Raw genomic sequence first — 25,588 nt, forward strand, 5'->3', positions numbered from 1 at the left:
GGGGTAACCCCGGGCCAATGCCCGGGGCTACAAACGCCCACCGTGCAAACCGCGGTCAGCGGATCATCGACTCCCACACCTTCTGCAGGCGCTTCGCCGACACCGGCATCGGCGTCCTCAGCTCCTGCGCGAACAGCGACACGCGCAGCTCTTCCAGCATCCAGCGGAAGTCAAGCATGCGCGGATCGTTGTTCTTGCCCGCCTGGTTCTTCAGCGTGCGCTGGAACTGGCTGGCCGCGTTCTGCCATTCCGCCATCAGCTGGGCGTCGCGCGAAGGATTGCCGCGCAGCTTCTCGAGACGCACATTGATCGCCTTCAGGTAGCGCGGGAAGTGCGACAGCTGGCTGTACTCGTTGTCCGCGATGAAGCGTTTGTGGATCAGCCCCTGCAGCTGCGACTGGATGTCCGCCTGCACCGCCGGCGGCAGGCTCTGGATGCGCTTGGGCATGCCGTGGAACTCGGACAGGATGGAACCCACCAGGCGCGCGATCTCGTTGATCAGGAGGCCGATGCGCCCCTTGCCCTCGTCCTTGCGCTTGTTGAACTCCCCGGAATTGATCGGCAGCGGATCCTGCAGGCAGGCGATGTCGATCGCCTTGGCGATGATCTGGTCGCGCAGGTCTTCCTGCGTGCCCACGCTCATGAACTGCATGCCCATGCCCTGCAGGCCCGGGATGTTTTTCTCCGCGAACTTGAGCTGGTCCTTCAGCTGGAGCGCGAACAGGCGGCGCAGGCCGACGCGGTGGGTGCGCGCCGCCACGTTCGGGTCGTCGAACACTTCCAGGTCGCAGTGCGTGCCCTTGTCGGCCAGGGCCGGGAAGCCGATCAGGGTCAGCTTGCCCTGGGTGATCTCCAGCAGCTCCGGCAGCTCGCCGAAGCTCCAGGTAGTGAGGCCCGTATGCTGGATCGCGCCAGCCGCAGGTGCGGGGGCTGCGGCTTGCGCAGCCGGCTTCGTTACCGGCGCATTGCCCTTGCCCTTGGCAGGCGCAGGCGGCGCCGCCGGCGCGGCAGCCTGCAGCTTCGCAGGCGCGGCCGTCGGCGTCGCTTCCGCCATCTTCTGGAAGCTCTGGCGCGCCTGCCCGCCCAGCTCCGCCTGCAGCGTTGCCAGGTTGCGGCCCATGTCGAGCTGGCGTCCGTGCTCGTCGATCACCTTGAAGTTCATGAACAGGTGGGCCGGCAGGGTCTCGAGCTTGAAGTCGGTCGTGAGCACGCGCGCGCTGGTGTGCATGTGGATGTCGGCGATCAGGGCGTCGATCAGGTCGCCGCGCCCGAAGCGCAGCGGGTCCTGGTGGCGCTCGAAGAACTTCGCCGCGTAGTCCGGCAGCGGCACGCAGTGGCGGCGCAGCTTCTGCGGCAGGGATTTCAGCAGCAGGTGCACCTTTTCCTTCAGCATGCCCGGCACCAGCCAGGCCGCGCGCTCTTGCGGAATCTGGTTCAGTGCGAACAGCGGCACGGCGAGGGTCACCCCATCGCGCGGGCTGCCCGGCTCGAAGTGGTACGTCAGCCCCATCTCGATGCCGGTGACGTTCATCGTCTTCGGGAACAGTTCCGTGGTGACGCCGGCCGCCTCGTGGCGCATCAGCTCTTCGCGGTTCAGGAACAGCAGCTTCGGGTTGTCGCGCGAGGCGTCCTTGTACCACTTCTCGAAACCGGCGCCGTTGACGACCGTGTGCGGGATCTCCTTGTCGTAGAAGGCCGCGATCAGCTGCTCGTCCACCAGCACGTCCAGGCGACGCGACTTGTGCTCGAGGTTCTCGATCTCGCGCACCAGCTTGTGGTTGTGCGCGAAGAAAGGCGCACGGGTCTCGTAGTCGCCGGCGACCAGGGCGTCGCGGATCAGGATCTCGCGCGCCTCGACCGGGTTGTGCAGGCTGTAGTTGATGCGGCGGTTGCTGTAGACGACGATGCCGTACAGCGTCGCGCGCTCCAGCGCCGTGACTTGCGCCTGGCGCTTTTCCCAGCGCGGCTCGCCCCAGGATTTCCTCAAGAGGTGTCCGCCGATCTTCTCCACCCACTCCGGCTGGATCTGCGCGATGGTGCGCGCATACAGGCGCGTGGTCTCGACCAGTTCGGCCGCCATCACCCAGCGTCCCGGCTTCTTGGCGAGGTAGGAACCCGGCCAGATGTGGAACTTGATGCCGCGCGCGCCCAGGAAGACCGGCTCGTCCTCGGCCTTGAAGCCGATATTGCCGAGCAGGCCGGTGAGCAGCGCCATGTGCAGCTGCTCGTAGGTCGCGGGCGCGGCGTTCAGGCGCCAGCCCTGCTCGCGCGCCACCGTCAGCAGTTGCGAATGCACGTCGCGCCACTCGCGCAGGCGCAGCTGCGAAAGGAAGTTGGCGCGGCAGTTTTCCTGCAGCTGGCGGTTGCTCTTCTTGTGGGCAATCGCGTCTTCGAACCAGGCCCAGATCTTGAGGTAGCTGAGGAATTCCGATTTCTCGTCCGCGAACTTCTTGTGCTTCTCGTCAGCCTGCTGCTGGTACTCGATCGGCCGGTCGCGCGGATCCTGGGTCGACAGGGCCGACGCCACGATCAGCATCTCGGTCAGGCAGTCGTTGTCGACCGCGGCCAGGATCATGCGCCCCACGCGCGGGTCGAGCGGCAGCTTCGCGAGCTTCCTGCCCAGCGGCGTGAGCGCGTTGCCGTCGTCGACCGCGCCGACTTCCTGCAGCAGCTGGTAGCCGTCGGCGATCGCGCGGCCCTGGGGCGGCTCGATGAAGGGGAAGGTCTCGACGTCGGTCAGGTGCAGCGACTTCATGCGCAGGATGACCGAGGCCAGCGAGGAACGCAGGATCTCCGGGTCCGCGAACTTCGGACGCTTGTTGAAATCGTCTTCCTCGAAGAGACGGATGCAGACGCCGTCGGCCACGCGGCCGCAACGGCCGGCGCGCTGGTTCGCCGAGGACTGCGCCACCGGCTCGATCTGCAGCTGCTCGACCTTGTTGCGGAAACTGTAGCGTTTGACGCGTGCGAGGCCCGTGTCGACCACGTAGCGGATGCCCGGCACCGTCAGCGAGGTCTCGGCCACGTTGGTCGCCAGCACGATGCGGCGCGCATTGGTGGTCTTGAAGACGCGGTCCTGTTCTTCCACCGACAGGCGGGCGAACAGGGGCAGGATGTCCACGTGCGGCGGATGGTGCTTGCGCAGCGCCTCGGCGCAATCGCGGATCTCGCGCTCGCCCGGCAGGAAGACCAGCACGTCGCCCTGGCCGATGCGGCACAGCTCATCGACGGCGTCGACCACCGCGTCCATCAGGTCGCGCTTGTCGCGCGCGACCTGGGCCTTGGGAGCAGGTTCGCCCGGCTTCGGCTGGATGGTGACCGGGTCCTTGTCCACCGGACGGTAGCGCACCTCGACCTTGTACAGGCGGCCCGAGACCTCGATCACCGGCGCCGGCTTCTCGTTCGTGCCGAAATGGCGCGCGAAGCGCTCGGCGTCGATGGTCGCCGAGGTGATGATGACCTTCAGGTCCGGACGGCGCGGCAGCAGCTGCTTCAGGTAGCCGAGCAGGAAGTCGATGTTCAGGCTGCGCTCGTGCGCCTCGTCGATGATGATGGTGTCGTAGCCGCGCAGCAGCGGATCGGTCTGCGTTTCGGCCAGCAGGATACCGTCGGTCATCAGCTTGACCGAGGCGCCCTTCTGCAGGGTGTCGTTGAAGCGCACCTTGAAGCCCACGTGCTCGCCCAGCGGCGAGCCCAATTCCTGGGCGATGCGCTTGGCGGTCGACGAGGCCGCGATACGGCGCGGCTGGGTGTGGCCGATCAGGCCAGCCTGCCCGCGGCCGAGCTCCAGGCAGATCTTCGGCAGCTGGGTGGTTTTACCGGAACCCGTTTCGCCCGAGACGATGACGACCTGGTTCTCCGCAATCGCCTTCGCGATCTCGGCGCGGCGGCTTGAAACCGGCAGGTCTTCCGGGAAGGTGATGGCCGGGAGCGGGTTGCGGAAGGGCGGGGTCCGGCCATCCGGGGTCCGGCTATCCGGGGTCCGGCCATCCGGGGTCCTCGGCTCGTCGCGCGGCGGGCGTTCGCCCTGGGTACGCGGCGGCGCACGGCGCGGCTCACGCGCCCTGCCCTGCTCGGCGCTACCCGCTTGTTTGGTCTGCAATTCGCCATCGCGCGTCTGCGTCATGGGCGCGCGCAGGTCTCCTGCCGGCCGCGGCTTGCGCGGTTCGGATGGGGAAGTGTTCTGGGAAGCGGCGCGCGCCGTGTGCGGCGAAGGCTTGTTACTCTGTTCAGACATTGATTTTTACAAGGTATTTGGTGCGCACATCGCGCAGCGAATTATAATGCGGCAAATGGAAAATCCTACCCAATTCGTCCAGTGGCTGCGCTCCGTCGCGCCGTATATTCATGCCTTTGGCGGCAAGACCTTCGTTGTCGCCTTCCCGGGCGAACTGGTCACCTCCGGCGCCCTGCCGGTGCTGGCCCAGGACCTGTCCCTGCTGCTGGGTCTCGGCATCCGCCTGGTGCTGGTGCACGGCTCGCGTCCCCAAGTGGCCGAGCAGCTCGAACTGCGTAACGTCGAGGGCCGCTTCCATAACGGTATCCGGATCACCGATTCCGCCGCGCTCGAATGCGCGAAGGAAGCCGCGGGCGAATTGCGTCTCGACATCGAAGCCGCCTTCAGCCAGGGCTTGCCGAACACCCCGATGTCGAACGCCCAGATCAGCATCGTGTCCGGCAACTTCGTCGTCGCCCGCCCGCTGGGCGTGATCGACGGCGTCGACTTCGAACTCACCGGCGTGACCCGCAAGATCGTCGCCGAGAAGATCCAGCCGATGCTGCAGACCGAGGACACCCTGGTGCTGCTGTCCCCGCTGGGCTTCTCGCCGACCGGCGAGATCTTCAACCTGACAATGGAAGACGTCGCCGCCTCGGCCGCGATCGCCCTGCACGCCGACAAGCTGATCTTCATCACCGAGACCCCGATGATGCAGGACGCCGCCGGCGCCGAGATCCGCGAACTGTCCTCGCACCAGGCCGAAGCCGTGCTGCAGGCCGGTTTCCTGCCGGCCGACGCCGCTTTCTACCTGCAGCACGCCATCAAGGCCTGCAACAGCGGCGTGGACCGCGCCCACATCGTGCCTTTCGAGATGGACGGCTCGGCCCTGCTCGAACTGTTCACCCACGACGGCGTGGGCACCATGATCTCGCACGAGAACCTGGAAAGCCTGCGCCAGGCCACAATTGAGGACGTCGGCGGAATTATCAAGCTCATCGAGCCCCTGGAAGCCGACGGCACCCTGGTGTATCGCGGCCGCGAGCTCATCGAGCGCGAAATCGACCAGTTCTCCGTCATCGACCACGACGGCGTGATCTTCGGATGCGCGGCCCTCTACCCCTTCCCGGAGTCGAAGATGGGCGAGATGGCCTGCCTGACGGTGAGCCCGGACGCCCAGACCCAGGGCGATGGCGAGCGCATCCTCAAGCACATGGAAAACCGCGCCCGCGCCGCCGGCCTGACGAAACTGTTCGTGCTGACCACCCGCACCGCGCACTGGTTCAAGAAGCGCGGCTTCGTGCCGGCCACCGTGGACGATCTGCCCAAGGATCGCCAGCACATGTATAACTGGCAGCGCCGATCACAGGTCCTGATCAAAACCTTATAATGACGGCCTGACCCGCATTCATTGCGCTATTAACAGGATTACAGGAGTACACCATGGCCCGCACCGTCCAATGCATCAAACTGAACAAGGAAGCCGAAGGACTGGACTTCCCGCCGGTTCCAGGCGAAATGGGCAAGAAGCTCTACCAGTCGGTCTCGAAAGAGGCATGGCAGGCATGGCTGAAGCACCAGACCATGCTGATCAACGAAAACCGCCTGAACCTGGCGGACGACCGCGCACGCAAGTACCTGGCGACCCAGATGGAGCGTCACTTCTTCGGCGACGGCGCCGCCGACCAGGCACAGGGCTACGTGCCGCCGACCGCCTGAAGACAGTCAGCAAGTCCCACCGGCTGGCGGCACGCGCTGCCGCTAGCCCACCCACCCCAGCTCCCCATCCAGCGCCGCCCTGATCGGCCCCGGCGTCAAACCCGTCCAACGCTTGAACGAGCGCCTGAAATTGGCCGCGTCGTGAAAGCCCAGATAGCGCGCCACCGCCTCGTTGTCCGCCCGCTCCACCTGCAGCAGCCATAGCGCCACGTGGGTGCGCACCTGGTCCAGCTCACCCTGGAAGTGCGTATGGTGGCGCAGCAGCTGGCGCTTGAAGGTGGCGGGACTGACGCCGAAGTCGCTCGCCGCGCGCTCCAGCGTCGGCGCGGCGCGCACATTCTCCAGCAGGTAATCGTAGAGCGCCGCCAAGATGCCCGGCGCACGTGGCGCTTCCAGCGCGGCTTCCTGCAGCGCCAGGCGCGCCGCCAGTTCGCTCGCGCGCGGCCACGGGCGGTCCAGCCAGCTCGATGGCAGCAGCATGGCGTCGAGCTGGCAGCCGAAGCGCAGCTCGGTGCCCAGGTGGACGTGGTGCTGCTCGACGTGGCGCGGCGCGCCCCGGTTGAAGCAGAAGCGCCACGGCAGGCGCTCGCCGCCCAGCCAGCGGCACAGGCCGACCAGGGCCGTCATGTGCATCTCGACCAGGGCCGCCTTGACGCCTGGCGCACCGAAGGCATCGACCCAGTACACCAGCGCCACTCCGTCCCAGCTTTCGAAACGCGGCCGCAGCAAGGGTGTCAGGCGCGCATGGAAGCGGCACAGGGTTTCCAGCAGCACCCGCAAAGTCGGGGCCTGCACGAGGGCGTGGCTGACGGCGCCGTCATGCCCCGGCAGCAGGAGCTGTCCCAGCATGAAGCTGGTGTCCGGACTGTCCAGCGCGCGCAGGGTGTTCGTGAGCTGCTGCAGATACTGGCTCGGCGAAACCAGGCCGTCTGGCGCCAGGCCGGTGAGCAGGCCGGTATCGCGCAGCAGCTCATCGTCAAGCGCGTCGCGCGAGCGCCCGTATTCGAGGGCCAGCGCCGGCTGCTGGCGCGCCGGGATCGAGGGTTCTCCCGCCGGCTGCCAGGCGATCACGCCGCATCCATCCGGCGGCACAGGTCGGCCAGCAGCGCATCCGGCGCCCCGCGCGTCGGCGCGCAGCCGTGGCGCAGCGTGATCGCCAACGGCCCGCCGGGCGCATGGTGGCGCATCGCCGACACCATGCCGCACAGGTGGCGCGCCGCGTCGGCCGCTTCCTCCACGCCGAGGCCCGGCATCAGGACGGCGAAGCGGTCGCCGGCATAACGGCACAGCAGGTCTTCATTGCGCAGGTTCAGCAGCAGCATGTGCGCCACCGCCTGCAGCACGCGGTCGCCCTCCGCGTGGCCGTGTTCGCGGTTGATGCGGTGGAAGCCGTCGATATCGAAGAGCACCAGCACGCAGCCGTTGCCGCCGTCGCGCCGGATCTCCAGGCGCAGCTGTTCGCGCAGGTAGGCGGCGTCGGCCAGCTGGGTGATGCGGTCGAAGGGACGGTGGCTGCGGAACAGCCGTTCGCGCTTGCGCATGTGGTCGGACAGGGTGGCTTGCTCCTGGCGCCAGTAGTACAGGCCCACGGTCAGCACCAGCATCCCCAGCGGCAGCAGGGCCTCCAGGGCGTTGTCCCACAGGAAGCGCTTGTCGACGTCGATTGCCTCGTCCAGACAGTCGGCCCAGGAACCCAGCATGATGCAGGCCAGGCCACCCGCCAGCAGGCGGGTCACGCGCCCGTCAGGGCGGCTGCCCAGGACGATCAGGCACCACACGGCCGCCAGCAGCGCCGTGCCGCCCTCGCCCGCGATGTCCATCCAGTTCCACTGCGCGAGCGGCAGGACAGTGCCGGTGGCGGCGAACAGCAGGAGGAGGCTGCACAGCAGGCCGGCGACGAGGAGCACAGGGCGGAAGGCGAACATCATGGACGGAAACCGGAACGTGGATCGGCCTACCCTAGCGCAGCCGCGTGACGGCAGCATGACAGGACGGCAAGGCCGTGGCATCGGCGCACGGGTCCGAACGGCTCACCGGCGTGACGCAACGCTGTGCCGCCATGCGTGCCGGCACAGGATGAAGCGCCGTGGACGACGGGTCAATTCGGCTCATTCCAGGCCGCCGGGCTCTGCCAGCGGGAACGACGTCACCGCTTCGTCATATTCGGGCACCAGAATCCGCCGCATTCCAACAACACGGTGCCCCCATGCGCTACTTTGCCCTCCCCGCCCTCACCGCCGGCCTCCTTGCCTCGGCCGGCGTCCACGCCGCCGACGAGCCCAGCGTGATCATCATTGGCCAGCGCGCCAGCCTGGCGCGCGCCATCGCCGCCCAGGAGCAAGCAAGCAACATCGTCAGCGTCGTCAGCAGCGACGACATCGGCCACCTGCCGGACAAGAACGCCGCCGAAGCGCTGGCGCGCATGCCGGGCGTGTCGGTGCAGCGCGACCAGGGCGAAGGCCGCTACGTCGTGGTGCGCGGGCTGGACGCCGACTACAACAGCGTGACCATCAACGGCGCCCTGGTGCCGTCGCCGGAAGCCTCGCGCCGCGCCGTGGCGCTGGACGTGCTGCCGGCCGGGCTGGTGCGCTCGCTGGAAGTGTCGAAATCCTCCACGCCCGACCAGGATGCGAACTCGCTCGGCGGCAGCGTCGAGGTCAAGACCCTGTCCGCCTTCGACCTGCCCGGCACCCTGTTCAGCGTCGGCGCCGCAGTCGGCCGCGACGGCAACACCCGCCAGTACAGCCCGCAGGGCAACCTGCTGTGGGCCCAGCGCTTCATGGACGGCAAGCTGGGCATCGCGGCCGGCCTGTCCGGAGAAAAGCGCAAGTTCGGCTCCGACAACGTGGAAACCGGCGGCGCCTGGTCCGGTGAGCGCCTGGAGGGCTTCGAGCTGCGCGACTACCTGCCGCAGCGCGAACGCCGCGCCGGCGCCGTCAACCTCGACTACCGTCCCGATGCGCAGACCAGCGTCGCCCTGCGCGCTTTCGTGAGCCGCTTCTCGGACGAGGAATCGCGCGACCGCCTCACCGTCGGCGACTTCGAAGACGACGACGTCGCCGAGGGAGAACTGGGCACCGCCCGCCTGGAACGCCGCCTGCGCCAGCGCAAGTACACGCAGGAGATCCGCTCGCTCACCGGCGCGTTCGAGAAGCGCTTCGGTGACGGCTGGAGGCTGCACCTCGAGGCGGCCGCCAGCCAGGCCACCGACGAAACCCCGGACGCGCTGGGTGATGCGCGCTTTCGCAATATCGACGATTTCTCCGGCATCGGCTTCACCAATGGCCGCGTGCCGCACCTGATTGCCCCGGAAGCGGCCTTCGATGCGGCCAACTACGAGCTGCGCGGCTTCGCGCTGGAACGCAGCTACGCGAAGGACAAGACCCGCCAGCTGCGCCTGGACCTGCAGCGCGACTTCGCCGCAGGCGACTGGAGCGGCGCCCTGAAATTCGGCGCCAAGGCGACCCGCCGCGACAAGAACAACGAATCCGAGCAGTGGGAATTCGGCAGCGATGACCCGGAGGACGGCGACTACTTCGGCGCCGGCTCCACATCGCTCTCCTCCTTCGTCGGGACGCGGCAGCTCGACTACAGGCTGGGCCGCATCGGCTACGCGATCGACCCGGCCCTGGTGCGCGCCCGCATTGCAGGCCTCGACCGCGCCGGCGCCCGCCTGGACGCCGAATCGGCGCTGGATGATTTCCGCATGAAGGAAGACATCGACGCCGCCTACCTGCAGGCCAGCCTGCGCAGCGGCGCCTGGTGGCTGCTGGCCGGTGTGCGCGCCGAGCGCACCCGTTTCGGCGCCAGAGGCTTCCAGGTGTCGGAAGACGAGATCGAAGCCCGCAATGCCAGCCGCTCCCATACCAACTGGCTGCCCGGCCTGCACCTGCGCGTCGACCTGGATGGATCGACCAGCGTGCGCGCCGCCTGGACCAATTCCGTGGTGCGCGCCAACTTCAGCCAGCTGGCGCCGGCCATCAGCATCGACGGCGACGAAGCCACCATCGGCAACCCGGAGCTGGCCCCGCTGCGCTCGCACAACCTGGACTTCGGGCTGGAGCGCCTGGTCGGCAGGGAGGGCGTGATGTCGGCCTATGTGTTCAGCAAGAAGATCCGCGACTTCACCTACGCCACCAACCTGGCCGGCTCGGGCGCCTGGCTTGAATACGCGAGCGCCCTCTCCTATGCCAACGGTGACGATGCGAAGGTGCGCGGCATCGAACTGGCCTGGCAGCAGCCGCTGCGCATGCTGCCGTCACCCTTCAACGGGCTGCTGGTGGGCGTGAACGCCACCCTGACCCACTCGCGCGCCCACATCGACAGCGCGGATGACGATGGCGTGCGCGCCAGCCGCACCATCCGCATGCCGGGCCAGTCGAACCGGGTCGGCAACATCATGGTCGGCTACGAGCGCGGCCCCTTCAGCGCCCGCCTGGCCATGAACTACAAATCGCCTTATTTGCTTGAACTGGGGGAGGACGTGCTCGACGCCGGCCAGGACCGCTGGGTCGACACCCAGAAGCAGCTCGACCTGTCGATGTCCTGGAGCCTGAACAAGCGCTGGCAGCTGACCTTCGACGCAAGTAACCTGAACAACGAAAAATACTATGTCTACCAGGGCGACAAGAACCGCAACGCCCAGCACGAACAATATGGCCGCACCTACAAGATCGGCCTGAAAGCGAGCATCTTCTGATGAAACGACGCCTCATTCCAAGCATCCTGGCCCTGCTGCTGGCCGCTCCCGCGACCGCAGCGGAGGTGCCTGCCGCCCTGAACAAGGCCGAAGAACTGGCCGCGCTGCCCGGCGGCGCCTGGCTGTCCCTCGACAAGCGCGGCCTGCGCCTCGTGGCTGCCGATGGCCGCGAGCGCGCCAGCCTGCTGCTCCGCGGCGAGCAGCTCGACCTGCGTCCCGCCGACGGCGGCGCTTTGGCCATCGTGATCGACTCGAATGCCGAGCGCCTGCTGCCGGTGCGCGTCGATACCCGCGCCGGCACCCTGGCCGTCCTGCCCGCCCTGCCGGACACCGGCTTCGGCATCGAAGCGGCCTGCATGTACCGCGACCGGCAGGGGCTGGACCACGCCTTCCTGGTCGCCAAGGATGGCCAGGCACAGCAGTGGCTGCTGGGCAGTGAGCCGCGCCTGGTGCGCCGCCTGGCGCTGCCGACCGGCGTCGAGCACTGCCGCGTCGACGATGCGCATGCGACCCTCTTCGTGTCCGAGGAAGAGATGGGCGTCTGGGCCTACGGCGCCGAAGCGGAAGGACCGTCCGCGCGCACGCCGGTCGCTTTGCACGCGCCCTGGGGCAAGCTGAAGGAGACGGTCGGCGCGCTGGCCGTGCTGCCGGGCGGCCTGGCCGCCATCGACGACAAGGGCGCTCTCTTGAGCTGGCGCCGCGAAGGCGCCAGCTGGCGCGCCCTGCCGACGCGTCCGCTCGGTGCGCGGCAACTGGCATCCAATTCGCTGCTGGTGCAGACCGGCAAAGGCTGGCAAGCGCCCCTACTCAACTGGAAGGCCGGCACGGCGCCGGCGCCGGCCTTGCCGGTCGTCCTGCCGCGTATGCAGACCGAACCCGTTGCCCGCGCCGGCGATGCGGCGGACGACCCGGCCATCTGGGTGCACCCGACTGACCCGACTCAGTCGCGTGTCCTCGGCACCAACAAGAAGCAGGGCCTGCTGGTCTACGACCTCCAGGGCCGCCAGACCCAGCTGCTCGAATCCGGCCGCCTGAACAACGTCGACCTGCGCCAGGACATCCGCTTCGGCCTTGAGCGTTTCGACCTGGCCGTGGCCACCCAGCGCGACGAGAACGCGATGGTGCTGTTCACCATCGACACAAAGGGCGAACTGCGTGAAGCAGCGCGCCTGCCGACCGGACTGGGCGACATCTACGGCACCTGCGCGTTCCGCACTGCCGAGGGAGGCCTGGATGCCTTCGTCAACGACAAGGACGGCCGCTACGAGCACTACCGGATCACCCGCGCCGATGGCCGTTTCGGCGCCAGGCTGGTACGCACCTTCAGGCTGGCATCCCAGCCGGAAGGCTGCGTCGCGGACGACAGGAGCGGCCTGCTCTTCGTGGGCGAGGAAAAGCGCGGTCTGTGGGTGACCTCGGCGCGCGCCGACCAGCCGGCGACCTTGACGATGGTGATGCCGGTGGGTCCGCTGCTGCATGCGGACGTCGAAGGCATGGGCATCTACCATGGCGCGGACAAGAGCTGGCTCGTGGTGTCGAGCCAGGGGAACAACAGCTATGTGGTGCTGGATGCGGCGGCGCCGTTCACGGTGCGCGGGGCCTTCCGGATCGGGATGGATGCGGCGAAGGGCATCGACGGCGCGTCGGAGACCGACGGGCTGGAGGTGACGTCGGCGAACCTGGGCGGGGTGTACGGCAAGGGGATGCTGGTGGTGCAGGACGGTTTCAAGCGCATGCCCGACGGACCGCAGAACTTCAAGGGCGTGGCCTGGGAAGATATCGCCGCCGCCCTGAAGCTGGACAGCGGCACGAGACAATGAGCTGCCTTACATCCTTTTGCACTGCCTGAGCTCGCAGCGCGCGGTGAACACCTTGCCGCGCATTGCGCCATCCTCGCAGCGCATGCGGTAGACCTCGACCGGCCCCGCCTCGGTCATCAGGCCGGCGCCCTGTCCACCGGTACATCCCTGCTCTTTCGCCATCTTCTCGACGGTGGCGGAAGACACCCCGGTACGGAAGGGCACGCGCTCGATCGGCGTGCCGTTCGGATCCTGCAGGCCGGGCGCAGCCGGCTTTACGACAGCGACGGGACGGCGCACCGGCTCCGGCTTGCCCTTGAACAGCGAACAGCCGCCCAGCATGACGGCGACCACCAGTACCAGCGCGCGTTTCATCGATCCTTCTCCGATCAGAAAGTCAGGGTCTTGACGCCTTCAGGGGTGCCCAGCAGGCAGACGTTGGCGCCGGCCTTGGCGAACAGGCCGACGGCGATCACGCCGACGATCTGGTTGATCTTCTCTTCCAGGCCAATCGGATCGGTGATCGACAGGCCGACCACGTCGATGATCTCGCCGCCGTTGTCGGTGATGTAGGCGTCCTGCGTGCCTGCCTTCAGGCGCAGGCGCGGCTCGCCGCCCAGCGCCGCCAGCTGGCGCATGACGGATGCGCGCGCCATCGGGATCACTTCGACCGGCAGCGGGAACTTGCCGAGGGTCTCGACCAGCTTCGAGCCGTCCGCGATGCAGACGAATTTCTTCGCGACCGAGGCCACGATCTTCTCGCGGGTCAGCGCGGCGCCGCCGCCCTTGATCATGGCGCCGGTGCTGGTGATCTCGTCGGCGCCGTCGATGTAGACCGCCATCGAGGTGACCTCGTTCAGGTCGAATACCGGGATGCCGTGGCCGCGCAGGCGCGCCGCGGTGGCTTCCGAGGAGGCGACCGTGCCCTTGATGCGGTCCTTGATCTTGGCCAGCTCGTCGATGAAGAAGTTGGCCGTCGAGCCGGTGCCGACGCCGATGATCTCGCCGTCCACCACATAATCGATGGCGGCGCGGGCCACGGCTTGCTTGAGTTCGTCCTGGGTCATGATGCGAAAGGAAAAGTGAAGTGGAAAAGAATGCGCCATTTTAGCGGATCACGCAGTTCACCCCTCGAATTTGACCGTTCGTCGCACCAGATCGCCAGTCGATGCATCGTGCATTGCCAAGGTGTCATCCACACCGCACACTGCGATTTTCATGGCTCTCTACATAGGCAAGATGAAACTCTTCACGAAGAAGCGGGTGGCCATCGCGGCCGCGGTGGTCGTGGTCGGCGGCGCGGCCGCCGCCTGGCTGGCGCCGAAAGGCGCGCCGAAGGTGCCGCCCTCGAAATACCGCACAGCGGTGGTCGACACGGGCGCCATCAACCAGACCGTCACGGCGACCGGCACCATCAATCCGGTGGCGCTGGTGAACGTCGGCTCCCAGGTCTCCGGCACCGTGGTCGAGCTGAACGCCGACTTCAACGACCGCGTCAGCAAGGGCCAGGTGCTGCTCAAACTCGACCCGACCATCTTCAACGCCCAGATCCGCCAGGCCGAGGCCAGCCGCGCCTCCGCCATGGCCAACCTGAAGCTGGGCGAAGCCAATTACGCCCGCAACCAGCAGCTGGTGGCCCAGAACTTCGTCTCCAGCACGGCGCTGGACCAGTCGCGCCGCGAGATGGACGTCGCCCGCGCCAACGTGCAGCTGGCGCAAGCCCAGCTGGACCGCGCCAGGGCGGACCTGAACAACAGCGTGATCCGCTCGCCGATCGACGGCGTCATCATCAAGCGCACCATCGACCTGGGCCAGACGGTGGCGGCTTCGTTCAACACGCCGAACCTGTTCCAGATCGCGCGCGACCTGACCAAGATGCAGATCGACACCAGCGTATCGGAAGCCGACGTCGGCGCGCTGAAAGACGGGCTGCCCGCGCGCTTCGTGGTCGATGCCTATCCGGACCGCGAGTTCCACGCCACCATGCGCCAGTTCCGCCTGGCCGCCAACGTGGTGCAGAACGTCGTCACCTACAACGTCGTGCTCGACGTCGACAACAAGGACGAGATGCTGAAACCCGGCATGACCGCCCAGGTGCGCCTGGTGGTGGCCAACCGCCCCAACGTGCTGCGCATCCCGACCACCGCCCTGCGCTTCCAGTTGCCCGAAGAAGAACAGGAAAAGCTGCGCAAGAAGGAAAAGGAAAGCGGCGTGAAGCAGGTGGCCTTGAGCCCGGCCCCGGCGCCGGACGATGACCTGGCCTTCCGCAGCGCCGCCGAAACCGCGCGCATGTTCAAGGTCTACCGCCTCGACGCGATGAACCAGCCGCAGCCCGTGGACATCCGCGTCGGCCTGTCCAACTTCCGCTACACCGAAGTGGTGTCCGGCGGCCTGAAGGCGGGCGACAGGATCGTCACGCGTACCCTGGCGGAGTCCAGGAACGAATGATGGGCGCCTCCCTGATCGATATCCGCGGCGTCACCAAGACCTACCTGAGCGGCAGCGTCGAGACCCGCGTCCTGCACGGGATCGACCTGCAGGTGGCGCGCGGCGATTTCGTCTCCGTCATGGGCCAGTCGGGCTCCGGCAAGTCGACCCTGATGAACATCCTCGGCTGCCTCGACCAGGCCACCGGCGGCAGCTACCTGCTGGGTGGGACCGACACCCGTTCGCTGTCGCGCGCCCAGCTGGCCGACATCCGCAACCGCAGCATCGGCTTCGTGTTCCAGAGCTTTAACCTCATCAAGCGCATGAGCGTGGCCGAGAACGTGGCGCTGCCGCTGATCTATGCCGGCGCCAGCCGCGGCAAGGCGCATGCGCGCGCGGTGCAGGAGCTCGAGCGCGTCGGCCTGGGCGGGCTGGCCAAGCGTACGCCGAGCCAGCTCTCGGGCGGCCAGCAGCAGCGCGTGGCGATCGCCCGCGCCCTGGCCACCGACCCGCCCCTGCTGCTGGCCGACGAACCGACCGGCAACCTCGACACCCAGACCAGCGACGACATCATGAACAGCTTCCGCCAGCTGAACAAGGAGCGCGGCATCACCATCGTCCTCGTCACCCACGAGGCCGACGTCGCCGCCTACAGCCGGCGCCTGGTGCGCCTGAAGGACGGCCGCGTGCTGTACGACGGCCCGTCTGCCGAAGGACTGCGCCAGCTGGCGGCGAGCCCGCATCTCTCTTCTCCTGAGGTGCCGGCATGAACTTCATCCAGATCCTGGTCGAGTCCTTCCGCTCGATGGCGGCCAACCGCCTGCGCACCGCGCTGACCATGCTCGGCATCGTCATCGGCATCGCCTCGGTGGTGCTGCTGCTGGCGATCGGCGACAGCATGCAGCGCTTCATCGGCAAGGAGCTGCAGGCGCTCGGCACCAATATGCTCTACGTGTTCCCGGGCGGCGACCGCACCACCGAGCGCCGCGCCCGCGCCGGCGCGATCCAGTCGATCACCATGGCCGACGCGGAAAGCCTGAACCGCCTTCCGAGCCTGGTCGGCGCCGCGCCGGCCCTGCAGGGCAGCTTCAAGCTCAGCGCCGGCAACGAAACGTCGAACAGCACCGTGCACGGCGTCACGCCGGCCATGTTCAAGATCCGCAACTGGAAGCTCGACCAGGGCGACAGCTTCAGCGAAGCCGACGTGCGTGCCTCGGCGCGCATGGTGGTGATCGGGCAGAAGGTGGCCGACCAGTTCTTCTATAAAGCCGACCCGCTGGGGCGCACCATCCGCATCGAGAACGTCGCCTTCCAGGTGATCGGCGTGCTGGCCGGTGAAGGCAAGCAGATCGACGGCGGGAATATCGCGGACATGGTGCTGGTGCCGATCACGGCCGCCAGCGCCAACCTGATCCGCACGCCCTTCCCTCAGAACGTCCACTACATCGCGGCGCAGGGCAAGCCCGGGCTCTCGCTCGACGAAGCGGTGGAAGACATGAAGGAACTGCTGCGCGGCCGCCACCGCATCCGTGTCGACGATCCGGACGACTTCCGGGTCGAGAACATCGCCTCCTTCGCGGAAACCGCCAACAAGATCAGCGCCGGCGTCGCCCTGCTGCTCGGCCTGATCGGCGCCATCTCGCTGCTGGTGGGCGGCATCGGCATCATGAACATCATGCTGGTCTCGGTCACCGAGCGTACCCGCGAGATCGGCATCCGTATGGCGATCGGCGCCAGGCCCGGCCACATCCTGATGCAGTTCCTGGCCGAGTCGGTCGTGATCTGCATCGCCGGCGGCCTGGTGGGCGTGGCGATCGCCATGGCCGGCGCCGCGGCGATCACCTCGACCGGCCAGTTCGACGTCTTCCTGAGCTTCCAGGGCGTGGTCGTGGCCTGCGGCTTCTCGACCGCGGTGGGCGTGTTCTTCGGCTTCTATCCGGCGCGCCGCGCATCGCGCCTGCTGCCGGTGGATTGCCTGCGCTATGAGTGAGCGTCTCGTGCTGCGGAGGGCCCGCAGCGCCGACATCCCCGCGATGTCGGCGATCAGGCTGTCCGTCACCGAGAACGTGCTGTCCGATCCGACGCGCGTCACCCTGCAGATGTACGAGGACTACCTCGACAGGGATGGGCGCGGCTGGGTGGCGGAAATGGACGGCGAGATCGCCGGCTTCAGCTACGCCGACCGCCACGAAGCGTCGATCTGGGCGCTGTTCATCAGTCCCCGATACGAAGGCCGCGGACTGGGAAAAGCCCTGCTCCACCTGGCAACGAGCTGGCTGTTCGAACTCGGCCACCCACGCATCGCGCTGGGCACCACGCCCGGCACCCGCGCCGACCGTTTTTACGCCGCGCAGGGCTGGACCCGGACGGCGGGCGCGGGAAGGGAAGTCTGCTTCGTCCTCGAACGCCCCCGGCCCTGAACAGCTCAGGCGCGTTCGAGACGCAGCGCGTAGCAGCCGTAGGCCCGAAGCGTGCCAGCACGAAGGCGGTGTCCTCGCGTCCGAAGAGCTTCGCCAGGTCGTCCGCGGCGGCCTCGGGACTGCTCAGGCAAGCATCGACGATGCGCTCCTCGCGCGAGTAGGCACGCAGCACGAAGCTGGCGCCCAGATAGGGCCGCCCACCGTGCACAGGCAAGCCGTCGAGGTCGGGCATGGCCTGCGCCTCGCTCGAGACGAAGACCGGGCCGTATTCCTTGTAGGGCCCGGCGACCGTGAACGGACAGTAGCTCGCCAGCAGGATCGCCTCGCCCGGCCTCGCCCGGCGCAGACAGTCGCGCAGGGGTTCGCCGCCGCTGGCGACATGGCGCTCGACGGGCTGCCCCAGGTCGTCGAGGCCGGCCCGGGCGCGGGCCAGGAAATCGGAAGGCAGCGCGACGATGCGCAGCGCTGCTGCGGGCGTCGCGGGAAGGTGGGATGCGGGTGCGTTCATGTCGGCGGTATCGTGTGTCGAAAACACGCATGATGGGCGCTGGCGCCGCAGGCCGCACTCCGCTTCTTGCTGCGCAATGCGCGGTCAGGTCTCGTGCGTGGAGTGCATGTCCATTGCCGAGCCAAACGCCTCGTTGTGCCCGTAGGTATTGCCTGCGACGTCGAATCCGCCGATGCCATCGATCATGGGCAAGCCGCTCGCCGGATTGATTTCCGTGATCATGCTCTGGAGCTCTTCCATATTCATCAGGGCGACGCCACCCGCCCCGACCGCGGCGCCGGCCAGCACGCCCGACATGTCGTGCTGCGGCGCGTCGATCCACTGTTGCAGGACCCGGCCGACATGTCCCTGCTGGTGCAGTTCGTTCCAGGTGAAGACCGGAATGCCGAGCACCCGTGCGGCTTCCCCGTTGCGGCGCAGCTTCTTGTTGATCACGAAGGAACGCGGCTCGCGCAGGGCGCCCGGATTCAGGCTCTCGTAGCCGCTCGGGCCCAGGTGGACCACACCTTTCCAGGCCGGGAAGCAGATGTTGAAGACCAGCCGCGCGGCGAAGGCAGGCAGCCAGTTGACGCAGGTGCACACGATGGCGACGAGAAGTGCGGCGATCTCCAGCAAGAAGACACCGACCGCCGCAAGCAGGCCGATTCCGAAGCCTTGCAGCATCCTGAAGAGCAGCGCCGCGCCCTGCAGATCCCCCGTCTTGTCGTAGTACAGGTAGTATGCGGCTCCGCCTATCATGCCCAGGGCACTCATGGCGCCGCCAACGCCTTGCGCCGTCAAGGCGCTGTATACGCTCAGCACGGCGTACACCAGGGCCGCTCCGATGATCACGAATACCTTGTCGGCCGCCGCCGCAGGCGCCCATGCGCTCAGCACCGCGTGGACCGCAATGCTCGCGACGACCCAGAGCACAAGGATCTGCAGCAGATGGCTCCAGAAGTCCCAGACTTTCAGATAGCGGACTGCGCCCCGGTGCCGGGGCAGGTCGAGTAGTTCTGTTTTATAAAATTTTTGCAAGATGCACACCTCTCAATAAGCGTGCACATACTACTATGCAACATTAGTTGCTAATAAGCACTATTTATCTTGCATGACGGCGGATGTCGTTTTTCTGCCGCGTCACCCGCCGGGTACTCGCCTAGTACACCGATCCACCTGGCTGGGTCGAACTCAGCACGCCCTGCACCGCCGAGATCGCATAGTTGGTGGTGGAGCCGTAGCCAGCCCAGTTGTTCAGGTCGAAGATGCCGCTACCCGACAGGCGCTGCACACCGACGTTGCGGTAGGTGAGCGGCGTCTTCGGCGCGCAGACCTGTGGCAGGCCGACGGTCTGCAGGAAGTAGACCGAACCCAGGCCGACGCGCTGGGCCTGGCCGTTCTCGACCAGCAGCGCCGTCTCGACGTCGACGCCGAGGCCGCGCGCCGTGCCGCTCCAGCCGTCCTGCACGATACGACCCAGGAAGGCCACGAGGCGGCCGATGCGGTCGCGCGTGTCGAGGTGTGAATCCGTGATCACGCGGCCCATGGTTGGCAGCGTGAGGAAGTCGCGTCCCAGCGTGACGTTCTTGCCGTAGGGGTTGGCCAGGGCCTCGGGCGAGGTCACCGACTGGTTCTCGCCCGTGTAGATGAACTGGCCCAGCACCGCCAGGCCGGCGCTGGTGCCGCCGATCGGGATGTTGCGGTTGGCCAGCTCCTGCAGCGCCGTATCGAGCGGAGTGTCCTTCCAGTAGCGCATGTAGTCGCTCTGGTCGCCGCCCGCAATGAACACGGCTTCGGCATTGCGCACGCGCTCCAGCACGAAAGGGTCGCTCGCCGCGGTGCGGCTCGGGATGATCAGGGTCTCGACCGAACGCACCCCGCCCATAGCGTAGATATAGGGGTTGTAGGCATCCGTACCGGTTGCGCGGATCACGACGAAATTACCCCCGCCCGACTTCTGGATCATCCATTTGAAGGCGGCGTCGACATCCGGTCCGCCGCCCATCAGCACAAGCGAGGGATAGACGGGCTTGGGAAGAACGACGTTGCCGCCGTCGCCGGTGACGAAGTGCTGGTAGGGCTTTCCCGCGAGGGCGGTGTGGGAAGCGCCGAATGCGAGGGTGAACAGGACGATGCGGGAGAGCCGCGAGAAGAGCGAGGTGTTCATGAGACCCTTTCAGATGAGAAAGCGGAAACCCATTCTCGCACCGAAAACGAAGCGCACACAACCGGCCGGTCGCGCAATCGGGCCGGATCAACCGTGCTGCATACAAACCTGGCGTGCCCGCTTGCTCAAGGCGCCTTGTCGCGCGCTGCCGGCCGAAGGTCGCCATCCGCCTGGCGCCGCAGGCGACATGCGCCATCGACTTGCATCGGTTTCAAGACTGTTGGATTTGTCGCAAATTTGTATCTTATGGGCAACTTCCACCATGGGTGGGGGAAGCGATTCCTGGCCGCTCACCACAGGGAAAAACGCTTTTAGAATGCGGACAAGCCGGCCACGAGGAGTCCATCCCGATACCGGCTCCGCCGCGGGGTGTCCCGCCGATTACCCGCCCAGGAAACCATCGTGCAAGCCAATCCAAGCAAAAGCCCCATCACTCCCCGGCTTGATACCGCACCGGCATGCCGGCGCCGCCTCCTGATCGTCGACGATGACGTCGGTACGGCCACCGTGCTGGCCATGACGATGAGCGAGTACGGGCACAGCGTCGAAGTCGCCCACAACGGCGCGGACGCGCTGGCCGCCGCCGAACGCTTCCGCCCGGACGTGGTCTTCCTCGATCTCGTCATGCCCGGCATGAGCGGCTTCGAAGTCGTCCGCGCCCTGCGCGCCCTCCCCGGCCTGTCCAACGTCGTGGTCGCCGCCCTGACCGGCTGGAACGACCAAGTGACCAGGGTGGCCGTCGTGGAGGCGGGCTTCGACCGCCACCTGGTCAAGCCGCCCTACCTGGCGGAGATCTTCGACGTCATCGCTTGCGCGGCGCAAGGCCGTGGCGCGGTCGCCTAGCAAGGAGAGCGTATTTTTCCGAAGACCCTCAAGGGCCGCCTCACCGCCGCCGTGACGGCGCTGGTCGCCGGCGCCTGCGTGCTGGTGGCCGCCGTGGCGCTCGACATCGCCTACCGCGAGATGCGCGAGGCGACCGGGCGCCAGCAGTACGCCATGCTGGCCAGTGCGGCCGCCCATCTCGAGTCCGAACTGGACACCAAGCGCATGCTGCTGCGCACGCTCGCTGAGGAGCTGATGGCGCAGCCGGAGCGAAGCCGCCTGCACGAGGTGCTGGCGCGGCACCCGGGCCTGCGCAGCGCCTTCGCGGACCTGGCCCTCATGGACGCCGAGGGACGCGTGCTCGCCAGCCAGCGCGGCGGCTACCTGCATGGTGCGCGATTCGCCGCCGCCTCCTGCTTCCAGAAGACCCTGCGCGAAGGGCGCGGGCTGGTGTCGGAACCCATCGCGGACCGTGAGACGGGGGGCGCCGTCGTCCTCATGGCCGAGCCCGCGCTGGATGCCGGCGGCCGGGTCGCCTTTGTGCTGTGCGCCGGGATCGACCTGGGCGACTCGTCCTTCTTCGCCCAGCTTGCGCGCCTGCGCCCGGACGCCACCGGTCACCTGTTCGCCTTCACGCGCGGCGGCGTCAATCTGCATCACCGCGACCGCGGCCGCCTGCTGCGCAGCGTCGAGGACGAGGCCGTGCTGGAGGGCTCGGTCCGCTCCGCCCTGCGCGGCTGGGAAGGCTGGGCCGAAGGCAGGGACAGGGATGGCGCCGAATCGCTCGTCACCTACAAGCAGGTGCGCGGCGTGGACTGGGTGCTCGGCTCGATCTTCCCCGCCGACAAAGCCTTCGCCGGCATCGCCAAGGCGCGCCGTTATGCCTGGATCTGCGCGGTCGGCATCGCCCTGCTCGCGGGCGCCATCGGCTGGGCCACCATGCTGGTGCTGCTCAAGCCGCTGCGCGCCCTGCGCCGCCACGTGCATGCGGTGGAGCGCGAGGAGGCGGGGATCGAGGTGCTGGACCTGAGCCGGCAAGACGAGGTCGGCGCGCTCGGCCGGGCCTTCCACTCGCTGTCGCTCAAGCGCCAGCTCGCCGAGCAGCAGCTCAAGGAACTGTGCCTGACCGACCCGCTCACCAAGCTTGGCAACCGCCGCCAGTTCGACCACGACGTCGCCCTGCTGGCCGAGCAGGCCGCGCGCTACCGCTTCGGCATGGCGATCGCTTTTCTGGACGTCGACTGCTTCAAGGCCATCAACGACACCTATGGCCATGCGGCCGGCGACGCCGTGCTGCGCGAATTCGGCCGGCGCCTGCGCGGCCTGACCCGCCCCACCGATCGCAGCTACCGCCTGGCGGGCGACGAGTTCGTGATCGTGTCGGAACGGCTCGAGACGGCCGAGAATGCGCGCCGCTTCGCCGCCAAGATCCTGCGCGCGATCCGCCGGCCCTTCGAGTTCGAGGGCGCGCCGCTGGTCGTCACGACCAGCATCGGCATCGCGGTGTCGCGCTTTCCGGTGCCCGCGGTGGGCGATCTGCTGCAGCACGCGGATGCGGCCCTGTACCGCACCAAGCGGGCCGGGCGTGATGGATATACGGTAAAGGAACTGTCGACGCCCCAGGCGGCCAGCAGCACGGAAGTGGCCTTGCGCTACCGCCCGGCGGTCCAGTAGGCGGCGCGGCGCGCCAGGCGCCCGTGCAGGTGGCTGCGGCTGCGCGGATTGTCGAGGAAAGAGGCGAGCACGCGCTCGTACAGCGCCAGGCTGTCGCGGTAGCGGCCCTGGCGCATGGCGCCGGGTTTACGCAGGAATTTCAATACAAAGTAATCGGCCAGCAGGTCGCCCTGGGCCTCCATATTGTAATCCGCCAGGGTGGCGTCCTCGCGCAGCGTGTAGGCATAGGGCAGCCCGATGCGCACCGCGCCGCGCAGGCGCACCGGGTAGCCCAGCTGGTGCTGCCACACGTGCACCATCTCGTGCATGAACCAGTGGATCGCGCCGGGGTCGCCGCGCGTGTAGTCGGGGAGGAAACAGGAACGGTGGAAGTACATGCTGCCGTTCGGCGTCATGCAGCAGTTCTTCGGCTGGAAGGGCATGTAGCGGCGCCCGTGGATACGGACGCGCCGGTAGTCGATGGCGTCGCCGAAGAGCAGCGACGCCATCGCGATCTCGTTCGCCGTCAAGGGACGGGAACGGGGCCGTTTCTCTACGCTGTTATGCAGCACGCAGCGCGGAAGCCGCTTTCGCCAGTTCGGTGATGCCGGCCCAGTCGCCGGCCGCGATGAGGTCCTTCGGCGTGAGCCAGGAGCCGCCCACGCAGGCCACATTCTTACAGGCCAGGAACTTCGGCGCGGTCTCGATCGAGATGCCGCCGGTCGGGCAGAAAGTCACGTCCGGCAGCGGGCCGGCGATGGCATTGAGCATGCCGACGCCGCCCGCCGGCACCGCCGGGAACAGCTTCAACTGCTTGAAACCGTGCTCGCGCGCGGCCATCACTTCGGACGGGGTCATCACGCCCGGCAGCAGCGGCAGGCCGCTCTTCTTCGCCGCTTCGATCATGGTGGCGGTCAGGCCCGGCGACACGCCGAACACCGCGCCCGCATCGCGCGAGGCTTCGAACTCGTGCGGCTGGGTGAGCGTGCCCACGCCGACGATGGCGCCTTCGACCTGGCTCATGGCGCGGATGGCGCCGAGCCCGTGCTCGGTGCGCAGCGTGACTTCCAGCACGCGGATGCCGCCCGCCACCAGGGCCTTCGCCAGCGGAACGGCGTGCTCGGGATCGTCGATGGCGATGACGGGGATGACGCTCGCCGAGCGCATGATTTCAAGTAAGCTCATTTGTCCCATGGTTTGTCCCATTATTTTTGCGTCCTGAAGAGAAAGTCTTCGTCCGAACCCGGCTGCCCTTCTTCGACGTGGGCGCCTTCGTGCAGCGGTACGGTGGTGTCGATCGGCGATGGCAGCGGGAAGCTGGCCGCCCCCTGCTCCGCCGGGCTGGAATGGGCACGGAACATCGCGAACAGTTCGCGGCCCATGCCGATGTGGCTCTTGGACAGGTCGGCGGTCGCCATGCTGCGCGACGCCCATACCTCATCCGGCACCAGGGCGTCGAGTTCGCCGGTGGTGGCGTTCACGCGGATCAGGTCACCGTCGCGCACCAGGCCGAGCGGGCCGCCGGCCAGGATCTCGGGCGAGACGTGGATCGCCGCCGGCACCTTGCCGGAAGCGCCCGACATGCGCCCGTCGGTCACCATCGCGACCTTGAAGCCGGCGTCCTGCAGGTTCGACAGCGCCGGGGTCAGGGCGTGCAGCTCCGGCATGCCGTTGGCGCGCGGGCCCTGGAAGCGGATCACGGCCACGAAGTCGCGGTTCAGTTCACCGGCCTTGTAGCGATCCATGAAGGCTTCCTGCGAGTCGAAGGTGATGGCCGGCGCCTCGATCACGTGGTAGTCGGACTTCACCGCCGAGATCTTCATCACGGCGCGGCCCAGGTTGCCCTGCACCAGCACCATGCCGCCGTTGTTGGCGAAGGGGTTGCTGGCCGGGCGCAGCACGGCTTCGTCGCCCGACTGTTCGGGAACGTCGCGCCACACCACCTTACCGTCCTCGCCCAGGAAGGGTTCCTTGCAGTGGGCGCGCAGGCCGTGGCCGAGGATGGTGTTGACGTCTTCATGCGCCAGGCCCGCGTCCAGCAGCTCGCGGATGATGAAGCCCGGGCCGCCGGCGGCCTGGAAGTGGTTCACGTCGGCTTCGCCGTTCGGGTAGATCTTCGTCAGCGACGGCACCACTTTCGACAGCTCGTCGAAGTCGTTCCAGTCGATCACGATGCCCGCAGCGCGCGCGATCGCCACCAGGTGCAGCGTATGGTTGGTCGAGCCGCCGGTCGCGTGCAGCGCGACGATGGCGTTGACGATGCTTTTCTCGTCGACGATGCGGCCGATCGGCATGTACTCGCCACCCTGCTGCGAGATCTTCACCGCCTGCTGGGACGCGGCCCGGGTGAGCGCGTCGCGCAGCGGGGTGCCCGGGGTGATGAAGGCGGCGCCCGGCATGTGCAGGCCCATCATTTCCATCAGCATCTGGTTACTGTTGGCGGTGCCGTAGAAGGTACAGGTGCCGGCGCCGTGGTAGGACTTCGATTCGCCCTCGAGCAGCTCGTCGCGGGTGGCTTCGCCCTTGGCGTAGCGCTGGCGGATGGCCGCCTTTTCCTTGTTCGAGATCCCGGTGGTCATCGGACCGCCCGGCACGAAGATGCCCGGGATGTGGCCGAAGTGCAGCGCGCCGATGAGCAGGCCCGGCACGATCTTGTCGCAGATGCCCAGGTACAGGGCCGCGTCGAACATATTGTGGGACATCGCCACGGCGGTCGCCATGGCGATGGTGTCGCGCGAGAACAGCGACAGCTCCATGCCCGGCTGGCCTTGCGTCACGCCGTCGCACATGGCCGGCACGCCGCCCGCGAACTGGGCCACCGCGTCGACTTCGCGCACGGCTTCCTTGATCACCTGCGGGAAGTATTCGAAGGGCTGGTGGGCCGACAGCATGTCGTTGTAGGACGAGACGATGGCGACCGAGGGCTTCTTGTATTCCTTGAGTTTCAGCTTGTCGTTGGCCGGGAAGGCGGCGAAGCCGTGCGCGAGGTTGGTGCACGAGAGCGCGCCGCGCTGCACGCCCTGGATGCGGGCCGCTTCGAGGTGGGCGAGATAGGCCGCGCGCGAGGGGCGGCTTCGCTTGATGATCCGGTTCGTTACCTGTTCGACTACGGGGTGCAGCGCCATGATCGTTCCTTCTTGAATTTGGTATCTGAAATTTTACTACAGATTTGAAGCCAG

The 25,588-nt window shown here is 67.5% G+C and carries 20 protein-coding genes and 1 pseudogene; 10 read left to right on the forward strand and 11 right to left on the reverse strand.

What is annotated here, in order from left to right; all coding sequences use genetic code 11:
* Nucleotides 1-55: 55 nt before the first annotated feature.
* Nucleotides 56-4,237 carry an ATP-dependent RNA helicase HrpA gene (hrpA, locus tag NX780_RS01380; RefSeq protein WP_370663569.1) on the reverse strand — a complete coding sequence of 1,394 codons (4,182 nt, stop codon included), beginning with the start codon at nt 4,235-4,237 and terminating at the stop codon, nt 56-58.
* 55 nt (nt 4,238-4,292) lie between these two features.
* On the opposite strand from hrpA, the gene argA reads away from it, so the two are divergent.
* Together argA and NX780_RS01390 are read left to right on the forward strand one after the other, a co-directional pair.
* Complete coding sequence (gene argA, locus NX780_RS01385) at nt 4,293-5,606, forward strand: amino-acid N-acetyltransferase (RefSeq protein ID WP_258826079.1); 1,314 nt, start codon at nt 4,293-4,295, stop codon at nt 5,604-5,606.
* 53 nt (nt 5,607-5,659) lie between these two features.
* A complete protein-coding gene (locus tag NX780_RS01390) occupies nt 5,660-5,935 on the forward strand; it encodes an oxidative damage protection protein (protein WP_258826080.1) in 276 nt (91 codons plus the stop codon).
* Between the two features lie 42 nt (nt 5,936-5,977).
* Here the strand turns inward: NX780_RS01390 and NX780_RS01395 are convergent, their stop codons facing one another.
* Nucleotides 5,978-7,006 (reverse strand): AraC family transcriptional regulator, encoded by a 1,029-nt coding sequence (locus NX780_RS01395; protein ID WP_258826081.1) that lies wholly within the window; start codon nt 7,004-7,006, stop codon nt 5,978-5,980.
* Nucleotides 7,003-7,863, reverse strand: a complete 861-nt coding sequence (locus tag NX780_RS01400) for a GGDEF domain-containing protein (RefSeq protein ID WP_258826082.1) — start codon at nt 7,861-7,863, stop codon at nt 7,003-7,005. Before NX780_RS01400 ends, NX780_RS01395 begins: the two co-directional genes overlap by 4 nt.
* 278 nt (nt 7,864-8,141) lie before the next feature.
* On the opposite strand from NX780_RS01400, the gene NX780_RS01405 reads away from it, so the two are divergent.
* Nucleotides 8,142-10,634 carry a TonB-dependent receptor gene (locus NX780_RS01405; protein WP_258826083.1) on the forward strand — a complete coding sequence of 831 codons (2,493 nt, stop codon included), beginning with the start codon at nt 8,142-8,144 and terminating at the stop codon, nt 10,632-10,634.
* Nucleotides 10,634-12,454 carry a phytase gene (locus NX780_RS01410; RefSeq protein WP_258826084.1) on the forward strand — a complete coding sequence of 607 codons (1,821 nt, stop codon included), beginning with the start codon at nt 10,634-10,636 and terminating at the stop codon, nt 12,452-12,454. Before NX780_RS01405 ends, NX780_RS01410 begins: the two co-directional genes overlap by 1 nt.
* Nucleotides 12,455-12,460: 6 nt before the next feature.
* Here the strand turns inward: NX780_RS01410 and NX780_RS01415 are convergent, their stop codons facing one another.
* Nucleotides 12,461-12,808, reverse strand: coding sequence for a hypothetical protein (locus NX780_RS01415; protein ID WP_258826085.1), 348 nt, complete (start codon nt 12,806-12,808; stop codon nt 12,461-12,463).
* Nucleotides 12,809-12,822: 14 nt separating this feature from the next.
* Complete coding sequence (gene rpiA / locus NX780_RS01420; RefSeq protein ID WP_258826086.1) at nt 12,823-13,500, reverse strand: ribose-5-phosphate isomerase RpiA; 678 nt, start codon at nt 13,498-13,500, stop codon at nt 12,823-12,825.
* Between the two features lie 151 nt (nt 13,501-13,651).
* On the opposite strand from rpiA, the gene NX780_RS01425 reads away from it, so the two are divergent.
* The 4 genes from NX780_RS01425 to NX780_RS01440 are packed head-to-tail and all read left to right on the forward strand — an operon-like array spanning nt 13,652 to nt 17,280.
* Nucleotides 13,652-14,881 (forward strand): efflux RND transporter periplasmic adaptor subunit, encoded by a 1,230-nt coding sequence (locus tag NX780_RS01425; protein WP_258826087.1) that lies wholly within the window; start codon nt 13,652-13,654, stop codon nt 14,879-14,881.
* Nucleotides 14,881-15,630, forward strand: a complete 750-nt coding sequence (locus tag NX780_RS01430; RefSeq protein WP_258826385.1) for an ABC transporter ATP-binding protein — start codon at nt 14,881-14,883, stop codon at nt 15,628-15,630. The genes NX780_RS01425 and NX780_RS01430 overlap by 1 nt, the downstream gene beginning before the upstream one ends.
* Complete coding sequence (locus NX780_RS01435) at nt 15,627-16,850, forward strand: ABC transporter permease (RefSeq protein ID WP_258826088.1); 1,224 nt, start codon at nt 15,627-15,629, stop codon at nt 16,848-16,850. The genes NX780_RS01430 and NX780_RS01435 overlap by 4 nt, the downstream gene beginning before the upstream one ends.
* Nucleotides 16,843-17,280 carry a GNAT family N-acetyltransferase gene (locus tag NX780_RS01440; protein WP_258826089.1) on the forward strand — a complete coding sequence of 146 codons (438 nt, stop codon included), beginning with the start codon at nt 16,843-16,845 and terminating at the stop codon, nt 17,278-17,280. Before NX780_RS01435 ends, NX780_RS01440 begins: the two co-directional genes overlap by 8 nt.
* Before the next feature lie 106 nt (nt 17,281-17,386).
* On the opposite strand, the pseudogene NX780_RS25295 reads toward NX780_RS01440, so the two are convergent.
* From NX780_RS25295 to NX780_RS01450, 3 genes and pseudogenes are all read right to left on the reverse strand, one after another.
* Nucleotides 17,387-17,788: pseudogene (locus NX780_RS25295) on the reverse strand (DUF1203 domain-containing protein); the annotation flags it as partial.
* Between the two features lie 84 nt (nt 17,789-17,872).
* Nucleotides 17,873-18,700, reverse strand: a complete 828-nt coding sequence (locus NX780_RS01445; protein WP_258826090.1) for a hypothetical protein — start codon at nt 18,698-18,700, stop codon at nt 17,873-17,875.
* A gap of 226 nt (nt 18,701-18,926) precedes the next feature.
* On the reverse strand, nt 18,927-19,934 hold the full coding sequence (locus tag NX780_RS01450) for a cyanophycinase (RefSeq protein ID WP_258826091.1): 1,008 nt from the start codon (nt 19,932-19,934) through the stop codon (nt 18,927-18,929).
* A 402-nt stretch (nt 19,935-20,336) separates the two neighbouring features.
* Between NX780_RS01450 and NX780_RS01455 the strand changes: the two genes are divergently transcribed.
* Together NX780_RS01455 and NX780_RS01460 are read left to right on the forward strand one after the other, a co-directional pair.
* Nucleotides 20,337-20,777 (forward strand): response regulator, encoded by a 441-nt coding sequence (locus NX780_RS01455; RefSeq protein WP_258826092.1) that lies wholly within the window; start codon nt 20,337-20,339, stop codon nt 20,775-20,777.
* A 51-nt stretch (nt 20,778-20,828) separates the two neighbouring features.
* Complete coding sequence (locus tag NX780_RS01460; protein WP_258826093.1) at nt 20,829-22,430, forward strand: diguanylate cyclase domain-containing protein; 1,602 nt, start codon at nt 20,829-20,831, stop codon at nt 22,428-22,430.
* On the opposite strand, the gene NX780_RS01465 is transcribed toward NX780_RS01460, so the two are convergent.
* From NX780_RS01465 to edd, 3 genes are read right to left on the reverse strand one after another with little or no spacing between them, the layout of a single operon-like run.
* Complete coding sequence (locus NX780_RS01465) at nt 22,409-22,918, reverse strand: Rhs element Vgr protein (RefSeq protein ID WP_258826094.1); 510 nt, start codon at nt 22,916-22,918, stop codon at nt 22,409-22,411. The genes NX780_RS01460 and NX780_RS01465 overlap by 22 nt on opposite strands.
* 52 nt (nt 22,919-22,970) lie before the next feature.
* Nucleotides 22,971-23,594 carry a bifunctional 4-hydroxy-2-oxoglutarate aldolase/2-dehydro-3-deoxy-phosphogluconate aldolase gene (gene eda / locus NX780_RS01470; RefSeq protein ID WP_258826095.1) on the reverse strand — a complete coding sequence of 208 codons (624 nt, stop codon included), beginning with the start codon at nt 23,592-23,594 and terminating at the stop codon, nt 22,971-22,973.
* A 20-nt stretch (nt 23,595-23,614) separates the two neighbouring features.
* Nucleotides 23,615-25,534, reverse strand: a complete 1,920-nt coding sequence (edd, locus tag NX780_RS01475; RefSeq protein WP_258826096.1) for a phosphogluconate dehydratase — start codon at nt 25,532-25,534, stop codon at nt 23,615-23,617.
* Between the last annotated feature and the right edge of the window lie 54 nt (nt 25,535-25,588).

Origin of the sequence: Massilia agri, from assembly GCF_024753255.1 — a bacterium.
Lineage (GTDB): Bacteria > Pseudomonadota > Gammaproteobacteria > Burkholderiales > Burkholderiaceae_D > Telluria > Telluria agri.